The sequence below is a fragment of the Nonomuraea sp. NPDC003707 genome (assembly GCF_053587055.1).
The window spans coordinates 174116-187781 of the sequence record NZ_JBSFNK010000027.1 but is presented as its reverse complement, the minus strand read 5'-3'; the positions used below and the strand labels follow the sequence as shown (position 1 = coordinate 187781).

12 protein-coding genes and 1 pseudogene are annotated in these 13666 nt (G+C 69.7%); 8 read left to right on the top strand and 5 right to left on the bottom strand.

Annotated elements, in window-relative coordinates:
* Positions 1–135: 135 nt before the first annotated feature.
* Together ACWDRB_RS47100 and ACWDRB_RS47095 are read left to right on the top strand one after the other, a co-directional pair.
* Positions 136–279 (top strand): annotated as a pseudogene (locus ACWDRB_RS47100) (IS982 family transposase); the annotation flags it as partial.
* A 434-nt stretch (positions 280–713) separates the two neighbouring features.
* Positions 714–1115 (top strand): hypothetical protein, encoded by a 402-nt coding sequence (locus tag ACWDRB_RS47095; RefSeq protein WP_449905468.1) that lies wholly within the window; start codon positions 714–716, stop codon positions 1113–1115.
* Positions 1116–1181: 66 nt separating this feature from the next.
* On the opposite strand, the gene ACWDRB_RS47090 is transcribed toward ACWDRB_RS47095, so the two are convergent.
* Together ACWDRB_RS47090 and ACWDRB_RS47085 are read right to left on the bottom strand one after the other, a co-directional pair.
* A complete protein-coding gene (locus ACWDRB_RS47090) occupies positions 1182–1808 on the bottom strand; it encodes a recombinase family protein (protein WP_449905466.1) in 627 nt (208 codons plus the stop codon).
* The gene (locus tag ACWDRB_RS47085; protein ID WP_449905464.1) at positions 1801–2376 is read right to left on the bottom strand and encodes a S26 family signal peptidase; all 576 of its coding nucleotides are present in this window, start codon (positions 2374–2376) and stop codon (positions 1801–1803) included. Before ACWDRB_RS47085 ends, ACWDRB_RS47090 begins: the two co-directional genes overlap by 8 nt.
* Before the next feature lie 66 nt (positions 2377–2442).
* On the opposite strand from ACWDRB_RS47085, the gene ACWDRB_RS47080 reads away from it, so the two are divergent.
* Together ACWDRB_RS47080 and ACWDRB_RS47075 are read left to right on the top strand one after the other, a co-directional pair.
* Entirely contained in the window at positions 2443–2628 is a 186-nt protein-coding gene (locus ACWDRB_RS47080) for a hypothetical protein (RefSeq protein WP_449905462.1), read from the top strand.
* 101 nt (positions 2629–2729) lie between these two features.
* On the top strand, positions 2730–4013 hold the full coding sequence (locus ACWDRB_RS47075) for an alpha/beta hydrolase family protein (RefSeq protein ID WP_449905460.1): 1284 nt from the start codon (positions 2730–2732) through the stop codon (positions 4011–4013).
* 82 nt (positions 4014–4095) lie between these two features.
* Here the strand turns inward: ACWDRB_RS47075 and ACWDRB_RS47070 are convergent, their stop codons facing one another.
* The gene (locus ACWDRB_RS47070; protein WP_449905458.1) at positions 4096–4596 is read right to left on the bottom strand and encodes a hypothetical protein; all 501 of its coding nucleotides are present in this window, start codon (positions 4594–4596) and stop codon (positions 4096–4098) included.
* 298 nt (positions 4597–4894) lie between these two features.
* Here ACWDRB_RS47070 and ACWDRB_RS47065 point away from each other — a divergent pair, with 298 nt between their 5' ends.
* The 4 genes from ACWDRB_RS47065 to ACWDRB_RS47050 all read left to right on the top strand — a co-directional run bounded on the left by ACWDRB_RS47065 (position 4895) and on the right by ACWDRB_RS47050 (position 7887).
* The gene (locus ACWDRB_RS47065) at positions 4895–5383 is read left to right on the top strand and encodes a hypothetical protein (protein WP_449905456.1); all 489 of its coding nucleotides are present in this window, start codon (positions 4895–4897) and stop codon (positions 5381–5383) included.
* Complete coding sequence (locus tag ACWDRB_RS47060) at positions 5380–5913, top strand: hypothetical protein (RefSeq protein WP_449905454.1); 534 nt, start codon at positions 5380–5382, stop codon at positions 5911–5913. The genes ACWDRB_RS47065 and ACWDRB_RS47060 overlap by 4 nt, the downstream gene beginning before the upstream one ends.
* Positions 5914–5971: 58 nt before the next feature.
* Positions 5972–7057 (top strand): tetratricopeptide repeat protein, encoded by a 1086-nt coding sequence (locus tag ACWDRB_RS47055; protein WP_449905452.1) that lies wholly within the window; start codon positions 5972–5974, stop codon positions 7055–7057.
* 155 nt (positions 7058–7212) lie between these two features.
* The gene (locus ACWDRB_RS47050; protein ID WP_449905450.1) at positions 7213–7887 is read left to right on the top strand and encodes a recombinase family protein; all 675 of its coding nucleotides are present in this window, start codon (positions 7213–7215) and stop codon (positions 7885–7887) included.
* A 162-nt stretch (positions 7888–8049) separates the two neighbouring features.
* Here ACWDRB_RS47050 and ACWDRB_RS47045 read toward each other — a convergent pair whose 3' ends face one another.
* On the bottom strand, positions 8050–11436 hold the full coding sequence (locus ACWDRB_RS47045) for a tetratricopeptide repeat protein (RefSeq protein ID WP_449905448.1): 3387 nt from the start codon (positions 11434–11436) through the stop codon (positions 8050–8052).
* Entirely contained in the window at positions 11433–11849 is a 417-nt protein-coding gene (locus tag ACWDRB_RS47040) for a hypothetical protein (protein ID WP_449905446.1), read from the bottom strand. Before ACWDRB_RS47040 ends, ACWDRB_RS47045 begins: the two co-directional genes overlap by 4 nt.
* Positions 11850–13666: the final 1817 nt, after the last annotated feature.

Sequence of the window (13666 nt, the reverse complement as noted above, 5' to 3'; positions counted from 1 at the left end):
AGGCTCAACAGCTTCTTCGCGTCGGCGAGCTTCTCCTCGGGGGTGAGCAGTTGCGGGTATGACACTGGTTCCTCCTGGTGGTGTGGTCCAAGGGGTGCCTGCGGAGACGAGAACGAGGGTGTCCAAGATCGTTTTGTGACGAACGACGTGGACACCCTCGCGACGGCACTCTATGCGACGACCGACGACATGCTGAAGGAGCATCCCGACCTGGCGCCGTGGCGCCCGCCGGTCGGCATTACGCCCCGCCTGAGCGATGCCGAACTGGTCACCCTCGCCACCAGGGCCTGCCCATCGCCTTCGCCCTGGCCGGGGCCATGGCCGACGAACGCGAGACCCTCCTTGTCATGGCCACGATGGGCTGGCCGGGAGCATCCTGGTGAGGTGGCGGAGAAGCCTCAGCGGCGATGTCCGGGGTGTGGTGAGATCCTGCCGGGCTGGATACGGCGCGATGCTTCAGCGTGAGGGCGCGGCGGGGGCCCGGGGCCGCGGCGAGCACGTCCTCGGTCACCATCGCCGGGCGGCCGCCGACCCGGCCGGCAGAGCGGGCGGCGTCCAGGCCATCCAGGGTGCGCTCCTGAATCAGGTGAGGGACGAGGTCGGGGCCGATGAGAGGGTCAACCAATTCTCAACAGAACCTCAACATCCGCCCGACTACGGTTTCGCGCATGAACCTCGGAGCCCCTGCAAATCAACGGAGAAGGGAGAACCGCGTGCGTTACTTGAGCAAGGCCGCGACAGTGCTCGCGACCGTCGGCGCGATCGCCGGGCTGACCTTGGTGAGCGCCCCGGCCGCCCAAGCCGCGACATCCTTGGACCCGTGCGTGTCGTACCCGGGCAGCGGCCCGAACCTGGACGACGGCTGGGGTGTCATGAAGGGGACGTTCAACCTCAAGAACGGGCCGTCCATCCGCAAGTGCAATGTGATGCGAATGCACAGGCGCCAGGTGCTCTACTTCAACTGCTGGACGAAGAACTCCCGAGGCAATCTCTGGGTCTACGGGCGGGTCAAGGGGACCAATACGTACGGGTGGATGTCCGTCGACAACTTCAGCTCCGTCCACCACTCCAGCTACCCGACCTGCAACTGGAACAAGGACAAGGACCACACGTAGCGGTCGCGATAGTCTCTGTCGGTCCGCTTCGCCGGTCAGGCGTCCCTCTTGGAAGGAAAGGGATCGTCAGCGTGAGGGCGCGGCGGCGGACGGGTCGTCGTTCTCCAGCGCCCGGTACAGCGTGGAGCGGCCGACGCCGAGCTCGCGTGCGATCCGGGTGACCGACTGGCCGCGATCGCGGCGGGTCCGGGCGGCGGCGAGCACGTCCTCGGTCACCATCGCCGGGCGGCCGCCGACGCGGCCGGCAGCGCGGGCGGCGTCCAGGCCATCCAGGGTGCGCTCTTGGATGAGGTCGCGCTCCATCTCGGCGGCCATGGTCGCGACCATGAACAGCATCTTGTCGGCGATGCTCTGCCCGTTGGGCTTGAGGATGCCGGCGCAGATGCCGGTCAGGATGTGCAGGTTGACGCCGCGCGGGGCCAGGTCGTCCTCGAGGAAGACCAGCAGCTCCTTCACGCTGCGGGCGACCCGGTCGGGCTTGGTGATGACCAGCGTGTCGCCGGCCTTCAGCGCCGCCAGGGTGGCCTGCAGCTTGGGGCGGTCCTTGCGGCGGGTCGAGATGATCTCCTCGACGATCTCGCGGCAGCCGGCGGCGTTCAGCAACTCCAGCTGCGCGGCGTGGTCCGGGGCGCGGGTGGAGACCCGGGCGTAGCCGACAGGGATCGCGTTCGACGGCTTGGCGGGCTCAGTCACGGGTGCTACGCCTCTCGGCTCGCTCCTGGCGGGCCTGCTGACGCCTACGCCGGTCCTTCTCTTCCATGTCGGCGTCGGCGTCGGCGTCGGCGTCGATGATCATTGCCTGCTGGTCGGATGTGAGGCTTGTCCAGGCATCGCTCTCGAAGAACGGCGCTGCGACATCGGGCGGCGTCATCCTGAGCAGCGCAGCGGTCAGGCGCGCGTGCACGCGGTCCATATTCGGCTCGGCCATCTCCTGATCGGTCCCTTCGACTGGGTGGCTCTCCCTGCCGTCCCGAAAACCGTCCCGAAACCCAACGCCTCGACCAAGATTTTCGGGACGGATGTCAGTTTCCGAAGTCGTCTGCACGAATGCGCGAAGTGGTCTGCACGCCCGCAGCGTGCAGATCCCTCTGGTGATGGCACGGATGCCGCCGCGCTCCGGCTTGCCCGCGAGCTTGTTCACCAACACGCGGTCCTTGACCAGCAAGGTGCTCTCCATCGACTCGGACGGGATGTAGAACGAGCCGACCACGAACGCTCGCAGCAACATGGCGATGCCCACGCCCAGGACGAGCAACAACACCGTCTGGCGGAAGCCGCCCTTCTTTCTTTCTCCACGCCTTGGCGAGCCGCCGACTCCCGAAACCCCATGCCATATCGATCTTTCTCCGACGTCGCGGCCTCCGTGGCGCGCGTGCTGGTCGGCCACGCCGCCGACCTCGTGCCGGCGCCTGCGGTGGGGACGCAGTTCCTCGACGTCCGGACACTGATCGGTACGGGCAAGGTGGCGCTGCACCCCGGGGCCGCGTCGGCCTACCGTGCCCTTCACGGGTAGGAGCACGGCTCCTTCCGAAGGGGGATGCGCGTAGTGCCGGGGCGCTGCCAGGGTCGGGAGCAGGCAGCCGCTGGGCCGCCCGATCCGGAAGGACTCCAGCAGTGTTATCGAGACACACCAGAGTGGTGCGGGGTTCGGCGCTGATCGCGGGCCTCGCGCTCGCGGGCGGGCTCACCGCGACCGCGCCCGCCGTAGCGGCGGAGCAGGCCAAGCTCACCGCGCCGGCCCTCACCGGCCAGTACGACGTCGGCACCACCGACCTCCACCTGGTCGACCGGTCCCGCCCCGATCCGTGGAAACCGGAACGGCGCCGGGAACTCATGGTCACCGTCACCTACCCGGCGGACCGGTTCGCCGAGGGCCCGCGGGCACCGTGGCTCACGCCCGGCATGAGCACCGTCATCGACCAGGCGCTGGCGGGCGAGGACTACCTCGATCTCCCGGCCGGCTCCATCGACTGGGCATCGGCGAAGCGAAGGGCCGAGACCGGCGTCCCCGTGGCGCACGGCGCGCCGAAGCCTGTCGCGCTCTTCTCTCCTGGCTTCGGCTTCCCACGCGAGACGTACACGGCGATCGTCGACGACCTGGCGAGCCGCGGCTACGTGGTCGTCTCGCTCTCACACACCTACGAGAGCGTGGCGGTCGAGTTTCCCGGCGGGCGGCTCGAACTCGCGGTGTCCGAGGGTGAAGGCCCCGAATTAAAGAAGGCGCTCGACACCCGGGTCGCCGACAGCCGGTTCGTCCTCGACCAGCTCACGAAGATCACCCGGGGCGAGAACCCCGACGCGGGGGAGCGGCCGCTGCCCCGCGGGCTCGGCCGGTCGCTCGACCTGTCCCGGGTCGGCGCCTACGGGCACTCCTACGGCGGGTTCACCGCGGGCGAGACAATGGTCCACGACCGCCGTGTCGACGCCGGGATCAACCTGGACGGCGCGATGGCGACCGCGGTCGGTTATCCCCCGGGAAGTCCTTACGTGCCGGGCGAAGTCACCAAACTCGGCCTGGACAGGCCGTTCCTTCTGATGGGCGCCGAGGGCGTCGACGAGAACGGGAAACCGCTCGAACACACCCACCGGAATCCCGAATTCGACCGCAGCTGGGCGGACTTCTGGGCCAGCCAGCGAGGCTGGAAGCGGGATCTGTTCCTGCGCGGCGGCAGCACGCACATGGCCTACAGCGATCTGCAGATCATCGTGCCGCAACTCGGCGCACGCGTGGCCCCGGAAAAGCGTGAGGCGCTCATCGGCACCATCGATCCCCTTCGTTCGCTGGCCGCGCAACGGGACTACATCGGCGCGTTCTTCGATCTGCACCTTCGCGGACAGGACCGGCACCTGTTCGACGGCGAATCCCCGCGGCACCCGAACATCGACTTCATCGACTAGAGGGCTGAAGGGGACCTTCCCCGCATGTGCTGTGGCGCATGCTCTGCGAAAACTGCGGCCCGGGCGGCGGAGATCCTCGCGCTCAACGTCGACGACCTCGACCTCGACCACCGGCGCGCCCCGATCCGGTCCAAGAGCGGCGCGATCCAGTGGGTGTACTCCGCCGTACCAGCGTGCTGGGGGCCGGTACCGGAAGCCCGCCGACTCGGCACCGGCGTACGACCTCCCGGTAGACCGCCGCCACCTTGCGCCGCTGCCGGTTCAGATATCGCGAGCCGATGACCTCGCGCAGGACCGCTTCGACCTCGGCCAGCAACCGGCCTCGCCCGTGGCCGCCGCTGGAGCGCCGGGGAAGCAGATCCGACACGACGCCCTCGCCCGCACGCCACCGGCCCAGCAGCACATACACCTGACGCCGCGAGATCGCCAGCTCGGCCGCCGCCGCGTCCGCGGCCGCCAATCCCAGCCGCGGCCCGGCGGCCAGCCGACCGATCACCTCCGCCTGGCGTACCGCCACATCCCACGCCTCATCCGGGGCGGTCAGCACACCCCGCTCAACGATCTGCGCCCGCCCGCCATCCATGCCGGGACCTCACCGTCGCGCACGCGAGTAGGGGAACAACTGCACCGTAGCGCAGAGGACTACGGACAAGCCGGTGCTTCACAGTCCTCTGCACAGATCCCCGAAAGCCCAGGACACCCGTGCACGCGACTTCGAAAACCGACAACGGGTTTCGGGACGATCGTTCCTGCGGAAACGCGATCAGCGCGCGGGCGCCGCCGACCGTCCCGTAAACGACCGTTTCGCGGCGTCGCGATGATAGGTAACGCGTTCGTCACTATGGGTCCCGCAAGTGCAGATACGGGAGCACTCTGGACCCATGTCGAAGACGACGCCGGGAGCGGAAATTGCGCCGAATGCGCGGCTGTGGCGCGCTGTGGCGGTGATCGCGGTCGTGGTGTTGGCGGCCTCACTCGCGGTGGGGCTGGTCTGGTTCTTCGCCGATCAGCTGCATCTGCCCGCGGACGTGCTGGCAGTGCTGGATCAGCGGGCCAGCGTGGTCGGCATGTTCACCGGCGTGGTGGTCGGTGTGGCCGGGCTGGTGGTCGCCGTGGTGGCGTTGCGGGCGCAGGTGCGCGCCGACCGCGCCCAGCCGGCTGCCGTTGCCACACCAGACGCGCCGGACTCCACGCAGAAGACGTTGCCGCAGGTGTCGGCCTCGGGCGAGCGGTCGATCGCCATCGGCGGCGACAACACCGGCATCGTCTCGACCGGTGACGGGGCGCGTAATGTGCAGATGCGGGCGGAGGCCTCGGGCCAGGGCCGGGTGTATCAGGCCGGCGGCGACCAGACCATCAACGAGCGATGAGCATCCCTTCCGCGCCCGATTCTCCACAGCGGCTGCCGCATGTGCAGGTGGAGGCGACCGCCTCCGGGGAGAGCCGGGTGTACCAGTCGGCCGGTGACCAGACCATCAACCACCATTACCCGCCGAAACCGGAACCGGGGCAGATCATCGAAGGGGATATCCCGCAATGCCCTCCTGGCTTCCAGCCCCGCCCGCACCTGCTGCAGCAGCTGGCTGACCGGCTCGGCGACCCAGCCCCGGGCCAGAGCGGCGACGCGAGCGGGGGAGCGGCAGTGATCTGGGCGATGGCCGGCACCCCCGGGGTGGGCAAGACGCTGCTGGCCGCTTCCTATGCCTGGGCCTGCCAGGCAGAGCGCTGGCCGGTGGTGGCCTGGGTCGCCGCCGAAACCGTCGATCAGATCGTGACCGGGCTGGCCGCGCTGGCCGAGCGGCTCGGCCAGCGCGAGGCCGATGATGACGCCGCGGCGGCCGCGGCCCGGGCCAGGGCCTGGCTGGCCGCCACCACCCGACCCGGCCCTACTGGTCCTTGACAACGCCACCGACGTCGTGGAGGTGCGCCGCTGGTGCCCGGCCACTGGTGCCACCCGCGTGGTCATCACCACCCGCAACCGCGCTTTCCTGCTCGCCTACCAGCCGCTCGACGTCGGCGTGTTCACTCCCGAGCAGGCAGCCGCGTTCCTGCACCGGCGCACCGGCCTGAACGACCCCGACGGCGCCGCCGAACTAGCCGAAGAGCTGGGGCACCTGCCGCTGGCGCTGGCCCAGGCGGCCGCGGTGATCGCACGGCTACGCCTGGACTACGGCGCCTACCTGCACCTATTGCGTGGGTTCCCAGCCGGCGACTATCTGCCCGCCCACGAGGGCGACGCCTATCCGGTCGGTACGGCAGAGGCGATCTTGCTGTCGGTCACCCAGGCCGAGGCCGCCCTGCCCTTCGCCGGGCAACTACTGCCGATCCTTGCGATGCTGTCCCCGGCCGGCATCCCGCTGGCGGTCTTCGGCGGCACTGACGGCGACCCGGGCCTCCGGGAGATGCTCGCCGACCTGGCCGACACCAGCCTGATCACCCTCACCGAAGACGGCAGCACGGTCGTGATGCACCGCCTGGTACAGCGCATGCTGCGCGACCGCGCCGCCTATCACGGCGACCTCGACGCCGTCATCGACCAGGCCATCGATCTGCTCAGCGCTTTCAACGCCACCCTGCCCAACGGTGCTCGAACCTGGGCCGCACGCGCTGCGGTTGAGACGCTCATCGACCAGGCCGACGCCCTCTACCGGCACATCTCCAGCGATGATGACCTCCCGGCTGACCTGCTGACGCTGCGCGCCTGGTGCGGCCGATACCTGACAAATCTGGCCGATCTCAGCCGGGCTATCCCGCTGTTGGAGGCGACCCTGGTCGACTTCGAGCGGGTCCTGGGCGCCAACCACCCCGACACCCTGACCTCCCGCAACAACCTCGCCCACGCCTACCAGGCGGCGGGAGATCTGAGCCGGGCCATCCCCCTGTACGAGGCCACCCTCGCCGACAGCGAGCGCGTGCTGGGTGCCGACCACCCAATGACGCGCACCGTCCGAGGCAACCTTGAGCGGACTGCCGCAGAAAAGGCCGGGAGATCCGTTAGGTGGTGGGAGCGGGTGCTGCCGGGGCGAGGGCCGGTGGGCCGTTGATCTCCTAGGGTGACAACGGGCTCTTCATTTAACGATCGTTTTTTGAAGACCAGCCCGACCGGCCCTCAGACGGCCCGGGAAGCCTTCAAAAACTCGTTCAACAACCGTGGTGGTTCAACAACCTCCAGACACCGTTTGTTGAGAGGATGACGGGCGTGACCGACGCCCTGCAGCTATCCGCCGACCCGCTGGCCGCCTTCCCCGCCCACCGCAGCGAGATCCGCATCGGCTACGCCCGCGTCTCCACCGCCGGGCAGAACCTCGAACGCCAACTCGACGCCCTCAAAGCGGCAGGGTGCCGGCGGGTGTTCGCCGATAAGAAGTCCGGCAAGACCGCCGAGCGGCCCGAGCTCGCCGCCTGCCACGCCTTCCTGACCGAAGGCGACACCCTGGTCGTGCCCAGCCTGGACCGCTACGGCCGCTCGCTGGCCGATCTCATCACCATGGTCGGCGAACTGCGCCGCCGCGAGATCGGCTTCACCTCGCTGCACGAGAACCTCGACACCACCACCCCCGGCGGGCGGCTCATCTTCCACGTCTTCGCCGCCCTCGCGGAGTTCATCCGCGAACTCATCGTCGCCGGCACCCGCGACGGCCTGGCCGCCGCCAAAGCCCGCGGCCGCACCGGCGGCCGCCCCACCGTCATCACCCCCGAACTGCTGCGCGCCGCTCGCGACATGCTGCCTAACCCGGCCAACTCGATCACCTCGATCGCCAAGCTGCTGGGCGTCTCGCCGGGGACGTTGTACAACCACATCCCCGACCTGCGCCAGCTCCGCGACAGCGGCCCCAGCCAGGAACTCGCCGATGACCAGAGGCCGTCGGTGTAGGCCCTCCGCTCCCAACGTGTCCCAGCCAAAAGGGGCTTGATCGCGCTGTGGCGCCTTCTCGGGGTGTCGGAATTAGATGGTTTGCAGACGCCATTGGCGAACGGCGGAGGCCCGTTCGAGCCGAACCGCAGTAAGACCGGCAGCCAGGCTCCGCGACCGGGATCACCCGGCGGCGGGGGGCGCCGCGCGGCCGGAGCGCTCGGCTTTCGCGTACTGGCCCAGCAGCTTGTTGTACGTGGTGGACGGGAATGCCGAGCCACCCCGGCGCAGGGCGTCCCGGAAGACTCGGGTGGCCTCGGTGATGTGGTGGGCGGGGCCCAGGACGCGCAGGCAATCGTCGAAGAGCGCGGCGAAGGCGACGAGGCCGTCGGCCGGGGCGCGGTCGCGCCGGGCCCGCACCTCGGCTAGGCAGCCACGGATCATCAGCGAGCCGAGGTGGTCGGGGCCCCAGATCCGCAGGGCCGTCGGCAGTAGGTCCTCGTACGCGGTGACCGACCCGGCGAAGTCTTCGCTGTCCGCAAGCAACTGGGCGTAGGTGGCGCGGACGGGAAGGGTCTCGATGTGGTCGGGCGGCATGATCCGGTGGTAGTCACGCAGCAGCTCGCGGCACTCCTCGGCCGCCCCGGCCGGGTCGCCCGCCTCCGCCCGGCAGTCGAGCAGACGGCCGCGCATGTCGAGCGTACGCGGATGGTGGAGTCCCAGCACCCGCTCACAGTCCGCGATCAGCTCTTGATAGACCGGAATCATCGTGTCCGCCTCCGCGTCGTGGGAGCGGCAGTCGGCAAGGGCGCTGCGCAGCTGGAGGGTGTCCGGGTGGTCCGAGCCCAGCACCTGGCCGTGTATGGAGATCAGGTCCTCATACGCCGCAAGGGCCGCGGCCGTGTCGCCCGTCGCGTCCAGTTTCTCGGCAAGCAGCCTACGGGCGCGCAGGGTCTCTGGATGGTGCAAGCCCAGTACCCGGGCCATGTCTCCCTGCAGGTCGCGGAGGTCGGCGACCGCCCTGGAGTAGTCGCCCGCCTCGCCACGCCAGTCAGCCAAATCCGCGCGGGTCGCCAGGGTGAAGGGGTGTTCAGGGCCCAGGGCCCGTCGGCAGTCGGCAAGCAGCGCGGCGAACTCCTCGGCTGTCTGGCCCGGGTCACCGATCACGCCCTCGATACTGATGAGGATGCTGCGGTGGAGTAGCACCTGGAGGTGGTCGGGGCCCAAGAGCGCGCGCAGGGCGGCACCCTTCTCCTTCAGGGCCTCGGCGGCGGCGACCGGATCGCTCTCCACCAGCGCGTGCTGCCACCCCAGGAGCACGGCACGGTTGCCGACCACGAGCGGGTGGTCAGGCCCGAATATCTGCTCCAGCGCGCGGGCCGACGCGTCCATGCCAGCCGGTGCCGCGGCGGTGTCTCCCGCCTTGTCGCGCAGGAGTCCCAGGGAGTAGCGGGCCCGGGAGACCTCGATGTGGTGGGCGCCCAGGACCCGCACTGCGTCGTCGATCATGTCCGCCAGCTCTGCGGCGGCTCCGGCCGGATCTCCGGCGGCGGCACGCCACTCGGCCAGCTCGTGCCGCACCGCCAGGGTGCGGCGGTCGTCGCGGCCGAACGCCGCCAGGTGCTCGTCCAGCAGCTCTCCTAACCGCTCGCGGGCCCCGACAGGGTCGCCCGCCTGACCCTGCAGGTGCGCGAGTTCTATGCGTATGTACAGGGTCATGTCGTCGAGGGGCCCAAGGTACGTCCGGCAGTCGCCGAGCAGTTCCTTGTACAGGGCGGCGGCGCGCGGCGCGTCTCCCATTTCGCCGTGCAGGGAGGCGATCCGGGAGCGGACCGAGAGGGTGTCGCGGTGGTGCGGGCCCCGCACGCGCCGGTAGTCGACGAGCAGTTCTTCGTAGTCGGCCAGCGCACCGGCCAGGTCACCCCCGCCAGCCCGGGCGTCGGCAAGGGTGTCGCGGGCGCCGACGGTGAGGGGGTTGTCCGGCCCGACTAGGCGGGCGCAGTCCGCAGCCAGCTCCGTGTACGCCGCCACGGCCTCTGCGTGGCGTGCGGTGAACCTCAGAAAACCGAGGGAGTTGCTGCGGCAGGCGAGGGTACGGGGGTAGCCGGCGCCGTACTTTTGCGCGGAGATGGCCGCAAGCTGCCGGTAGTGGTCCATCGATGCCTGGTAGAGCCCTGCGTGGGCGAGGCTCTGGCCGGTCCGGAGCAGGACCTCGTGCACATCGTGGTCCGACCACAGCAGGTGCTCGTCATGGGACCGCAGCGCCTCGGCGTTGGCACGGAACCGCTGGCCGGTGGCGAAATCAGGCTCCGTCTCCGGCCATGCCTGGAGCAGGGCGTCGGCCGCCGCCCGGACGGTCCGGGCCAGCAGTTCCGGCGGAAGCTGCTCGCGCACACTACGCTGCACCAGCCCGTGGACCTGAACAGGCCGGCCCGGCGCGTAGCTGACCAGGCTGAGCCGGTGCAGCGAGCGCACCGCCCCCTGCGCGTCGGCGGCGTCCACCTCGGTCGCGGAGCCCCGACCGGCGAGGAGGTCTCGCGCGGCGGTGCTGGCGAACAGCTCGGGCGGGATGCCGTCCGGGCTGAGCACGCTGGCCAGCTCCAGCGCGGGGCGCGCCAAGCCGACGGGGTTGAGCTGGTCGGCCAGCTCAACCGAGAGGGACCAGGCCGCCGCGACGGTCACCCGCTGCTGGTCGGGCAGGGCCCCGATCTCCGGCAGCAGGCCGTCCAGGCGACGTGTCCGGTCGGCGAGCCGAGCCCGGTAGGCCCGGCAGCCCATGTCCTGGTCCAGCATGTACGCGCACGCCTGCGCGAGGGCCAACGGCAACCAACCGAGAGCGGCGGCGAGTTCAGCGGCCCCATCGAGCATCCGAGAATCCTCACCGAGCCGATGGGCCAGATACGATGCGGCCTGCCGTTCGCTGAATGGCCCGAGCTCCACCAGCCTGCGGCCCTGGCCGTCGAGAGCTGCGTCCTGGCGGCGGGTGGTGACCAGGGTCGCGCTCCCGGCCCGCGCCGGGGGCCACAGGTCACGCATGTCCGCGGGCGCGCTCACATCGTCCAGCACCACTATCCAGCGGCGCTCGGTGCGCCCCAGCCAGGCCACGAAACGGGCCGCCGCCTGGTCGGCGTCGGCCACTTCGCCCGGGCAGACATCGGCGGCGGCCTCCGCGTACGCCGCGACGACGGCCTGGCGGGTGGCCGCCGGTATCCACACCAGCAGGTCAACTGCGCCGCTGGCCTGTGCGGAACGAGCCAGGTGCGCGGCCCACTGGGTCTTGCCCACCCCGCCCAGCCCAGTCAGCACGAGCGCCGCGTCGGGGGTCTCCCCATCTGCCGAGCCAAAGGAAATCAAGGAGGCCTCCGTGCCCCGGGCATGGAAACCCTCGGCGGGCTGCGGTACGGCCCCGACCTGATGCGGCCACCGTACCGGTTCCTGCTGTCCGCGCAGATACACGTTGATGAACTGGTCACGAGCGGCCTGGATCACGCGGGCATGTCCGGAAGCGGTGGCCTCCAGCCGAATCTGCGGCTGCTCGGGCTCGTCCGGCCGCGCCGGGGACGCGGTCACCGCTCGTGGACGGTCTGGTCGCGGCCGGCCTGGTAGACGCGGCCATGCCCACTCGCGGTCGCCTTCATCACCAGCGAGCCGATCCGCTCCTGATCGGCCGGCTCCAGCGCGGGGGTGAGCACCTCGTCCAGAACCCGCTGCAGCTCTCCCGCCAAAGATGGGTCGGCGCGCAGCAGCTGCTGCAACCGGACCTGCCAGGCCCCGGCCAGCGCCTGCTCGGTGTCGGCATCACCCTCCCCGCGGGCCTGCAGTACCTGCTCGCGCACTTCGACCAACTCCGCCTCCACGAGGTCGGCTTGCTCGGGGCGGACCTTGCGCCACAGCGCGACCGCGCCGGCCTGGGCCGACTGCCAGGCATCGGTGGCCATGGCCGTCACCAGCGCCGTGCCAGCGGCCAAAACGATCGGATCCACGCGGCCCCCTTTATCTCCGAAGAACGATCCCTCACGGGAGATAGAACCCCATGAGCAACAGGACAGGCAGCCCAAACCGCAAATAGGCATCGCCACCACTGCACTGGCGGCGTGATCGCCGCATGTGTCGCACAAGGCTTTGCCAGGGACCCCCATCGGGGCATGCGAACTGTCATGAGCCCGTTACCGCAGATAATGACTCACTATCTGCGATAACGCTGGCCAAGCAGGTGGCCGGGCCCGCGCACGTTCAAAGGCCACGCTCCCGCCCCGTCCTCCGAGTCTGTCGAGGGCGGCGTCGATGGTGAGCCAGTCCCGCACGGACAGCGTGAGGGGTGAGGATGTGAGCTCCCTCGGGCTCCTCCATGTCGTGCTCCGACACGCTGCCGCGACCGCAGGAACACCCCGACGCGCCCGGCAGCGAATCGGTGAGCGAACACGCCATCGCCGCGGCCATCCGCGGTCAGCTGGGGGACCCTGGCGATCAAGGAGATGTAGCCGGACGGTGAGCACCACGTTACCCGCGCTCCTGCGGGAAGCGCCCGGGCTTGTCGCGCGTCCCGCGCCGACTCCATCGAGACGGGGTTCTGTCAGGTAGATGGAGCGTCCCGCAACGTTTTCAAGGCACACAAATAACGCCATATAACTAATCCCTTACTTAGCTCTTCCCAGATAATCTCCACCGGGGATAGGCAGGCATTGAGTATCGCTGCAAGAATGCTTTTACTGACGAAATTAATTCTCCAGCACGTCATTCAGTGGTCCCTCACCCCAACCTTCTGCTAGCGGTGCGCGGTCCCGGGGAGCTCGTCGGCGAGATGACCGTGGACGAGAGTTCCAGCACGCCAGGGCCGGACATTCCGGCCATTTGATAGACTGCACTTGTGTGCGCCGCAGCGTTTCGCGCCGGCGACGGCGGCCTAGTTTTGTTTCGTTCACAGCAGGTCGTGTTCAGTATCGTTTCGCGGCCAAATCGTTTCGTTTCGTCTCGTGTAATTTCCCTCTTGGTGGTTGTGATTACGGGGCCCACATCTCACAGTGTGTGCGGAGGCAACCGACGGGGCGCGGTAGCTGGCCCCGCCGTGGGCCTGACCCTCCACCGGTCCGCCTCGCCTGTCCCAGCCTGTCCCCGGCCCTGGCCTCGTGGAAGGAGAAGCCGATGGACCATCCGCCCTCGCACCAGCTCCTATCCCCGATCGTGGCCTTGGACGGAGCATCGAGGCTGATCACTGCCCTAAAGGCCATCGCGGCATCGGCTCGCCGATACCGCGGCCCTTACTTCGACCAGCTGGTCTTCCTTCAGCGGCGGCCATCGGCGGCGCGCCCTCCGGCACGCGTGCGCGTCCCGGCCGCGGGCCGGCACCGGGTCCGACCTGCTCAACGCCGCATCTCCGCAGCCTGGCCAGGTCCCGGACGGAGGCGGACGGACCGCTGTCCGGCGTTGGCATGCCGAGCTCCGGCCCGTGCCCTGCGGACCAGCCCTCCCTGGGCAGGCCATGCCGTCAGCCCAGCCGGCCCTGCCCTGCCATCGCCGCTCGCTGCGGCATTGATCGCCTCCCGTCTGCGGCGCGCCGGGATCCCGCCTGGCCACGCACAGGCGGCCAGGCCCATGCGGCGCCATCGCGGCGCGGCCAGGTGTCATCGTCCGCCGCAGCCGGCCGCCTGGAGGCATCCCATCCCTGTCCAGGGCCAGGTTCTGCCCTGCGCAGCCCCTACGATGGGTGGGCTGCGGTTGTCGCTCAGCGGGCTGCGGCGCATGCATGCTCGCGCCCCTATCTGAGCAATTCCCAACACCCCGCACACTTCCGAAGGCACCG

Excerpts from the sequence above, each read along its gene's own strand:
- ACWDRB_RS47080 (WP_449905462.1), top strand. The coding sequence starts at position 2,443 with ATGCCATATCGATCTTTCTCCGACGTCGCGGCCTCCGTGGCGCGCGTG.
- ACWDRB_RS47070 (WP_449905458.1), bottom strand. The coding sequence starts at position 4,596 with ATGGATGGCGGGCGGGCGCAGATCGTTGAGCGGGGTGTGCTGACCGCC.
- ACWDRB_RS47065 (WP_449905456.1), top strand. The coding sequence starts at position 4,895 with ATGTCGAAGACGACGCCGGGAGCGGAAATTGCGCCGAATGCGCGGCTG.
- ACWDRB_RS47060 (WP_449905454.1), top strand. The coding sequence starts at position 5,380 with ATGAGCATCCCTTCCGCGCCCGATTCTCCACAGCGGCTGCCGCATGTG.